General features: G+C 52.5%; 2 tRNA genes and 2 rRNA genes (1 of these 4 cut by a window edge). All 4 read left to right on the top strand.

What is annotated here, in order from left to right:
• Nucleotides 1-1,488 (top strand): 16S ribosomal RNA (locus IEW76_RS20665); the annotation flags it as partial.
• A gap of 127 nt (nt 1,489-1,615) precedes the next feature.
• Nucleotides 1,616-1,692 (top strand) — tRNA-Ile (locus IEW76_RS20660).
• Nucleotides 1,693-1,709: 17 nt separating this feature from the next.
• Nucleotides 1,710-1,785, top strand: a tRNA-Ala gene (locus IEW76_RS20655).
• A gap of 104 nt (nt 1,786-1,889) precedes the next feature.
• Nucleotides 1,890-2,156 (top strand): 23S ribosomal RNA (locus IEW76_RS20650) (its annotated part continues 2,680 nt past the right edge of the window); the annotation flags it as partial.

The raw sequence follows: 2,156 nt of genomic DNA, 5'->3' as shown, positions 1-2,156 counted from the left end.
CAACATGATCCCTTCGGGGTGATTGTTGTGGATCGAGCGGCGGACGGGTGAGTAACACGTGGGCAACCTACCCATGAGATCGGGATAACTCCGGGAAACCGGAGCTAATACCGAATAACCCAGTGAACTGCATGGTTCACTGGTAAAAGGCGGTTTCGGCCGTCACTCATGGATGGGCCCGCGGCGCATTAGCTAGTTGGTAAGGTAACGGCTTACCAAGGCAACGATGCGTAGCCGACCTGAGAGGGTGATCGGCCACACTGGGACTGAGACACGGCCCAGACTCCTACGGGAGGCAGCAGTAGGGAATCTTCCGCAATGGACGAAAGTCTGACGGAGCAACGCCGCGTGAACGATGAAGGTCTTCGGATCGTAAAGTTCTGTTGTTAGGGAAGAACAAGTACCAGAGGAAATGCTGGTACCTTGACGGTACCTAACCAGAAAGCCACGGCTAACTACGTGCCAGCAGCCGCGGTAATACGTAGGTGGCAAGCGTTGTCCGGAATTATTGGGCGTAAAGCGCGCGCAGGCGGTTTCTTAAGTCTGATGTGAAAGCCCACAGCTCAACTGTGGAGGGCCATTGGAAACTGGGGAACTTGAGTACAGAAGAGGAGAGTGGAATTCCACGTGTAGCGGTGAAATGCGTAGATATGTGGAGGAACACCAGTGGCGAAGGCGACTCTCTGGTCTGTAACTGACGCTGAGGCGCGAAAGCGTGGGTAGCAAACAGGATTAGATACCCTGGTAGTCCACGCCGTAAACGTTGAGTGCTAGGTGTTAGGGGGTTTCCGCCCCTTAGTGCTGAAGTTAACGCATTAAGCACTCCGCCTGGGGAGTACGGCCGCAAGGCTGAAACTCAAAAGAATTGACGGGGGCCCGCACAAGCGGTGGAGCATGTGGTTTAATTCGAAGCAACGCGAAGAACCTTACCAGGTCTTGACATCTTCCGCTATCCCTAGAGATAGGGAGTTCCCTTCGGGGACGGAATGACAGGTGGTGCATGGTTGTCGTCAGCTCGTGTCGTGAGATGTTGGGTTAAGTCCCGCAACGAGCGCAACCCCTAATCTTAGTTGCCAGCATTCAGTTGGGCACTCTAAGGTGACTGCCGGTGACAAACCGGAGGAAGGCGGGGATGACGTCAAATCATCATGCCCCTTATGACCTGGGCTACACACGTGCTACAATGGATGGTACAGAGGGCCGCGAGACCGCGAGGTCAAGCAAATCTCAAAAAACCATTCTCAGTTCGGATTGCAGGCTGCAACTCGCCTGTATGAAGCCGGAATCGCTAGTAATCGCAGGTCAGCATACTGCGGTGAATACGTTCCCGGGCCTTGTACACACCGCCCGTCACACCACGAGAGTTGGCAACACCCGAAGTCGGTGAGGTAACCTTTTTGGAGCCAGCCGCCGAAGGTGGGGCCAATGATTGGGGTGAAGTCGTAACAAGGTAGCCGTATCGGAAGGTGCGGCTGGATCACCTCCTTTCTAAGGATATTACGGAACTAGCGAGTCCTTCGGGACTTGCTAGCAGGCACACATTGTGCCATTAAACCATTGACCATGTTTGTTTCGTTCGGTTTTGAAAGATTGATTTTTCAACTTTATAAGGAATGGGCCTGTAGCTCAGCTGGTTAGAGCGCACGCCTGATAAGCGTGAGGTCGGTGGTTCAAGTCCACTCAGGCCCACCATTCCTATTTCAAAAAATGGGGCCTTAGCTCAGATGGGAGAGCGCCTGCTTTGCACGCAGGAGGTCAGCGGTTCGATCCCGCTAGGCTCCACCAATTTTCATTAGTACCTTGAAAACTAGATAAGAATTAGACATCAAACCAACGTTAGATTTAACGTAAGCATCATTATGATGCGTCTTTTCACATTGATTTTAGATAGTTAAGTGAATAAGGGCGCACGGTGGATGCCTTGGCACTAGGAGCCGATGAAGGACGGGACTAACACCGATATGCTTCGGGGAGCCGTAAGTAGGCTATGATCCGGAGATTTCCGAATGGGGAAACCCACTGCCCGTAATGGGGTAGGATCCTTAACTGAATACATAGGTTAAGGAAGGTAGACTCGGGGAACTGAAACATCTCAGTACCCGAAGGAAGAGAAAGCAAACGCGATTTCCTGAGTAGCGGCGAGCGAAACGGAATCA

This window comes from Pontibacillus salipaludis, from assembly GCF_014642405.1.
Taxonomy (GTDB): domain Bacteria; phylum Bacillota; class Bacilli; order Bacillales; family BH030062; genus Pontibacillus; species Pontibacillus salipaludis.
The sequence above is the reverse complement of the archived record's forward strand: the minus strand, read 5'-3'. Positions and strand labels throughout refer to the sequence as shown.